Annotated in this window: 4 protein-coding genes; 2 read left to right on the top strand and 2 right to left on the bottom strand. The window is 70.1% G+C overall.

Annotated features, from left to right (window positions below):
• On the top strand, positions 1 to 2,139 hold a 2,139-nt coding region (locus BN10_RS01850; protein WP_040750700.1), incomplete at its 5' end, for a CHAT domain-containing protein.
• A 16-nt stretch (positions 2,140 to 2,155) separates the two neighbouring features.
• Here the strand turns inward: BN10_RS01850 and cysE are convergent.
• Positions 2,156 to 2,749, bottom strand: coding sequence for a serine O-acetyltransferase (gene cysE / locus BN10_RS01845; protein ID WP_010849450.1), 594 nt, complete (start codon positions 2,747 to 2,749; stop codon positions 2,156 to 2,158).
• A gap of 3 nt (positions 2,750 to 2,752) precedes the next feature.
• On the bottom strand, positions 2,753 to 3,682 hold the full coding sequence (cysK, locus tag BN10_RS01840) for a cysteine synthase A (RefSeq protein WP_010849449.1): 930 nt from the start codon (positions 3,680 to 3,682) through the stop codon (positions 2,753 to 2,755).
• A 298-nt stretch (positions 3,683 to 3,980) separates the two neighbouring features.
• Between cysK and BN10_RS01835 the strand changes: the two genes are divergently transcribed.
• A partial coding sequence (locus tag BN10_RS01835; RefSeq protein ID WP_156917291.1) for a (Fe-S)-binding protein occupies positions 3,981 to 6,430 on the top strand: 2,450 nt, incomplete at its 3' end.

The following is a 6,430-nucleotide window of genomic DNA, read 5'->3' as shown; positions in this document are numbered from 1 at the left end:
GTGGACCCGGCGATCCGCCCACATTTGGCCGATCTGCGTCCCTTCGAGCAGGCCGCCGTGCACATCAACAGTGCCCTGGCGCACATCGGCCTGGGTGACCCCGAGCGCGGCCGGGCCGAGTTGGTGCTGGCTCGCGCCGTCGCGGCCACCCATCGGCTCCCGCTGCAGGAGACCAAGGCCACGCACAACCTGGCGTGGCTCGACTACCTCGACGGCGACCTGCCCCGGGCCCTCGTCGGCCTGCGAGCGGCCCACGTGCTGGGCAGCCCGGACGACTCCAGGGTCGCGATCGACCTGGCCCAGGTCCTGGCGGAAGCGGGGCTCATCGACGAGGCGGAGGCCACTCTCACGGCCGCCCTGACCGCGCTGGGACGCCGTCGCTCGGCCATCGACCGCGGGGACATTCTCATCGACCTCGCCCAGTGTGAACTCGTGCGTGGTGACCTGACCGCGGCCCGACGCCATGCGCGATCCGCCGCGCTCGGCCCGGCCGTGCAGGACCGTCGCGGCCGGCAGGTGGAAGCCGGCCTGATCGTCGACCTCATCGATGTGATCCGCGGCCGCCACTCCACCCGCGGCACATTTCCCGTCCCGGCGGCCGGTGACGCACTCGGCCAGTTGGCCCTGCGAGTGCGGGTCGAGCAGGCCCTGGTCGACGGCGACCCCTTCCTGGCGGCGCGGCTGGTCCGCGGCGTCGAGCCTCGATCCGGTGGTCTCGGTCCGAAGCTGCACACCATCCTGCTGAGGGCTCGGGTGGCCGATGCCCAAGGTGAGCCCCTGCAGGCCGAGCGCATGATGCGCGAGGGCGCGCGGCTCCTGGCCGGTGCCCGCGCGGCGAGCGGCAGCCTGAGCCTGCGGGCGGCGATGTCCGTCCATGCACGACGGCTGGCCGACTACGACCTCGAACGGGTCCAGGACCGCTCGCCCACGCGCCTTTTCACCGCTGCCGAACGATGGCGGGCCGGGTCGATGCGTCGCCCGGTGGAGATCGTCGAGGATCCGGAGTTCTCGGCGCTGGTGGGGCGGTTGCGTCGGGTCCGCGCTGGCGGCCCCCACACCTCGACCGCTGACGACCCATCCCTGCTGCCCAGGCTGGAGGCCGAGGTCGCCCGCCGATCGTGGGAGGCCCTGCGCGCCGACACCGACGGTGACGTCATCGCCGGCCACCGCGCCGTCGCGGCCGAACTGGCCCGGACGGGGACCATCCTGATGTCCTTCCATGTGCGCCGTCGCCGCCTTCAACGGGTCGATCTGACCTCCGATGGTGCCCGGCTGCGCGACCTCGGGTCGGTGCGGAGTGCACTCGACCTCGCGGCTCGTGCCGCCGCCGACGTCCGGGATCTGGGAGCCATGGGCAGCATCCCGGGTATCGGGGAGCGAGTGAGGGCAGGCACTCGGGCCTCAGTGGAGCGCCTCGACCGCGTCCTCCTCGCCGGTATGCCGCGGGGCCGGGCCTTCGCGATTGTCCCGACCCAGGCGCTCCTGTCGGCGCCCTGGCGGATGCTGCCCGGTCTGGCCGGTGCAGGGGTGATCGTCAGCCCTTCGGCGACGATGTGGCTGCAGCGCAGTCGCGCCGGACCGGGTGTCGAGGACCCGGTGATTGCGCTTATCGGTGGGCCGGGTTTGGGGCAGGCCGCCCGTGAGCTCGACGTGGCGCGGCGCGTGTGGCGGCGGGCCGCCCACCCCGTGAGGTTGCGGCGGACCGGTCGCAGCGACCATGTGACGACCTCACTGCGCGACGCCGACCTCGTCCACATCTGCGCGCACGGTCGACACGACGGCCAGGCCCCCCTCATGTCCTCGCTCCTGCTCGCCGACGGGCCCTTCCTCGCGCACGAACTCCCCAGCCGCCCACGAGCCTCCCACGTGGTGCTGGCGGCGTGTGCCGTCGGCCAGGCGGAGGTCGGGGTCGGAGACGAGCCTCTGGGGTTCGCTGCGGCCATGCTCGCCCGCGGCGTCGCTTCGGTTGTGGCGCCGACGGCCCCGGTCGATGATGCGCTGGCGGAGGAGGTGATGGTGGCCTACCACCGCGAACTGGCCGCCGGGGAATCGGCGTCGACTGCGCTGCAACGCGCCACGGCCGACCGTCTCGATGCCGGGGTGTTCTGCCTCTACGGAGGGGATTGGCGGATGCGCTGACCGCGCGCAGCGGTGCTCAGATGAAGAGGGCCGGCTCGCGGAAGAGCGCCTCATAGGGGTCCTCGCCGGGCAGGTCTGGGAACCGCACGTTGGCCGGCATGCCGGTGGCCACGGCTCCCGCTGGAATCGGCTTCACCACAACGGAATTGGCGCCGATCTGAGCGCCATCACCGACCTCGATGTCGCCGAGGACGCGGGCGCCGGCACCGATCGTGACACCGTCGCCGATCGTCGGGTGACGCTTGGTGCCGCGCACCAGGGAGCGCCCGCCGAGGGTGACGCCGTGATAGAGCATCACGTCGTCACCGACGACGGCGGTCTCGCCGATCACGACGCCCATCCCGTGGTCGATGAAGAAACGGCGGCCGATCTCGGCGCCCGGGTGGATCTCGACTCCGGTCACGGCGCGTGTGGCGGTCGAGATCAGACGCGCGACCGGCTTGGTTCCCGGGGACTGCCAGAGTCGGTGGGAGAGCCGATGCGCCCAAATGGCATGCAGGCCAGGGGAATTGAGGACGACGTCAGAGCGCGACGCGGCTGCGGGGTCGCGGGCGATCGCCGCATCCACGTCCTCGCGGATGCGGGCGCGCGCCCGCGACACCCAACTCATGGTTCAGTCGACCAGGCCCTCGAAGAGCACGGTGGAGAGGTATCGCTCGCCGAAGCTCGGGATGATGACGACGATCGTCTTGCCCGCGTTCTCGGGGCGGGTGGCGACCTCGTTGGCGGCGGCGAGCGCCGCGCCCGAGGAGAGCCCGACGAGCAGCCCCTCCTGGGTGGCGGCCTTGCGCGCCCACTCGACGGAGGCGTCGATGTCGACGTCGATGACCTCGTCATACACCTGCGTGTTGAGGATCTCGGGGACGAAGTTGGCGCCGATGCCCTGGATCTTGTGCGGGCCCGGCTGGCCGCCGTTGAGGATCGGGCTCTCCTTGGGCTCGACGGCGATGACCTGCACGGACGGCTTGCGCTCCTTGAGCACCTCGCCGACGCCGGTGATCGTGCCGCCGGTGCCGATGCCGGCGACGACGATGTCGACCTGGCCGTCGGTGTCACGCCAGATCTCCTCGGCCGTGGTCCGGCGGTGGATCTCGGGGTTGGCGGCGTTGGCGAACTGGCGGGCCAGCACCGCGCCCTCGCGCTCGGCGACGATCTCCTCGGCCCTGGCGACCGCGCCCTTCATCCCGGTGCTCGGGTCGGTGAGGACCAGCTCGGCCCCGAAGGCGCGCAGCAGCGCGCGCCGCTCCTTGCTCATCGACTCCGGCATGGTGAGCACGACGTGGTAGCCGCGGGCCGCGCCCACCATGGCCAGCGCGATTCCGGTGTTGCCGGAGGTGCCCTCGACGATGGTGCCGCCCGGCTTGAGGTCGCCGCTGGCCTCGGCCGCGTCGATGATCGCGACGCCGATGCGGTCCTTGACGGAGTTGGCCGGGTTGTAGAACTCGAGCTTGGCCGCGACGGTCGCCTCGCTGTCGATGATGCGGTTGATCCGCACGAGCGGGGTGTTGCCGATGAGCTGGGTGACGTCGTCGTGGATGGGCATGGCGAGTTCTCTCCTGGGCTTGCGTGCGGGGGTGTCGTCGGCGACAACCGCGATCTGGTTATGCCTATTCCAACAGATGCTTATGGATGGGCAGAAACCCGGGTCGCAGTGCGGACAGCCCGGTCGGACATGCTCGCGCTCGAGCCCCGACTGGCCGCTGCTGCCGTTGGGACGCAGGGAGCCGTGCGAGCGCCGTCACAAGGCACCCGGCCGGACCGCCCCCGTCACTAAACTCGCGCCCATGCTTGCCGAACGTGCGTCGACCCTGCCTGCCCGCATCGGCTCGGGCGTCCTCCCCATGCCGGACTCGGCCTTCGGCGGCCTCGGGCCACTTCAGATCGTCGCGTTGGTCCTCTGTTTCGTCATCCCGCTCGTCGGGTGGGCGCTGCTCTTCCGCCAGATCGGGCGTTTCGTGGCGCTCTACCGGCTCGGGCAGGCCGACGGCAGCCGCACCGGTGACCCCGGCGCGCGGACCTGGACCGTCGCCAAGGAGTTCTTCGGGCACACGCGCATGTCGCGGTTGCCGGTGGTGGCGGCGGCGCACTGGTTCACGGCGCTCTCGTTCTTCGTGCTCTTCGCGACGCTGGTCAACGCCTTCTTCCAGTTGGTGCAGCCGGACTACCGGTTGCCCGTCATCGGCCACTTCGCACCCTTTGAGTGGGTCATCGAGTTCTTCGCGTGGACCGGGCTCGTCGGCATCCTCGTGCTCATCGTCATCCGGCAGCGGAACCACCCGCGGTCCGCCGCGGGTGAGGCCGGTCGCCGGTCACGATTCTTCGGATCGACGTGGTGGCAGGCCTACTACGTGGAGTTCACGATCCTCGCGGTCTGCTTCTGCATCCTCGTGCTGCGGACCCTGGAGGCCGCCATCGTCAAGCTGCACGAACCGGCGACCTCGCTGGGGCTGCACTTCCCGCTGACGGGTTGGCTCTCGGGGATCTGGTCGGGCTTGTCTCTGCCGACACTGGCGAACTGGGTCTACTTGGTCGCGATGATCAAGATCCTCGTGTCGTTCGCGTGGATGATCACCATCTCGCTACAGCCGACGATGGGTGTCGCGTGGCACCGCTTCCTGGCCTTCCCGAACATCTGGTTCAAGCGCGAAGCCTCCGGGCGGACGGCTCTGGGTGCTCTCAAGCCGATGACCATGGGCGAGGGCAAGCCTTTCTCGCTCGAGGCCATGGAGGCCCTCGGGGAGGTCGAGGACGAGGATGCCGCGGAGCCCGTCCTCGGGGTCGGCAAGGTCGAGGACTTCACGTGGAAGGGCCTGCTCGACTTCTCGACCTGCACCGAGTGCGGTCGCTGCCAGTCGCAGTGCCCGGCGTGGAACACCGACAAGCCACTCTCCCCCAAACTCCTCATGATGACCCTTCGCGACCACGCGGAGGCCAAGACGCCCTACCTGCGTGCCCTGCGCGAGGAAGGTGGCAACAGCGAGCGGGCGCTCGAACTGGTCGGGGCCAACGCCACCGGTGACTCCGCCGATGCCGTCAACTGGGCCGAACTCAGCCTTGTGGGGGCGACCGGCTACGACCTCGCGAGCCCGCTCACGGCATACGATCCGCATGGCCCTGACGCTGTCATCGACGAGGACGTGCTCTGGTCGTGCACGACCTGTGGCGCGTGCGTCGAGCAGTGCCCCGTGGACATCGAGCATGTCGACCACATCGTCGACATGCGGCGTTACCAGACCCTGATCGAGTCAGCCTTCCCGGCGGAGCTCGGTGGGCTCTTCAAGAACCTCGAGGGCAAGGGCAACCCGTGGGGCATGGGCGCCCGTGCTCGCCTCGATTGGGCCAAGGACCTGCCCTTCCCCGTGCGTGTGCTCGGTGAGGACATCGAGAAGGCGAGCGATGTCGACTGGCTCTTCTGGGTCGGCTGCGCAGGTGCCTACGAGGACCGAGCCAAGAAGACCACCCGCGCCGTGGCCGAGCTGCTCGACACGGCGGGAGTGAGTTTTGCCGTCCTGGGCAACGGCGAGACCTGCACCGGTGACTCGGCTCGCCGTGCGGGCAACGAGGTGCTCTTCCAAACTCTGGCCGCGCAGAACATCGAGACGATGGGCGAATTCGGCGTCACCAAGGTGGTCGTGACCTGTGCGCACTGCTTCAACACGATCAAGAACGAGTACGCCCAACTCGGCGCCAAGTTCGAGGTCGTCCACCACACCCAGTTGCTCAACCGCCTGGTCCGCGACAAGAAGCTGGTGCCCGTCGCCCGCCCGGCCGATGTCCCCGGGATGTCGTCCAGCAAGAACGCGGCCTCCACCGCGGAGACGGTGACCTACCACGACCCGTGCTACCTGGGTCGGCACAACAACGTCTATGCCCCGCCGCGCGAACTCATCGGTGCCCTTCCCGGCGTCGAGCTCAAGGAGATGGAGCGCTCGAAGGAGAAGTCCTTCTGCTGCGGCGCCGGCGGCGCCCGGATGTGGATGGAGGAGAAGCTCGGGACGCGGATCAACATGAACCGCACCGAGGAGGCTCTCGCGACGGGCGCCGAGCGGATCGCCATCGGGTGCCCGTTCTGTCGCGTCATGATCTCCGACGGGCTCACGGCCAAGCAGGCCGAAGGTGTCGGCGCGGAGGTCGAGGTCGTCGATGTCGCGCAGATGCTGCTCGCCGCCGTGAAGCGCAACGTCGCGACCCCCGAGGCCGCCCAGGCACCCCCGGCCGAGGCTCCCGAGTCTCCCGCCGAGCCCGGTACGCCGTCCGCAGCCCCCGCTCCCCTCGCCGCCGGGGCCGCCGC

This window comes from Phycicoccus elongatus Lp2 (assembly GCF_000367525.1).
GTDB classification, from domain to species: Bacteria; Actinomycetota; Actinomycetes; order Actinomycetales; family Dermatophilaceae; genus Phycicoccus_A; species Phycicoccus_A elongatus.
The sequence above is the reverse complement of the archived record's forward strand: the minus strand, read 5'-3'. Positions and strand labels throughout refer to the sequence as shown.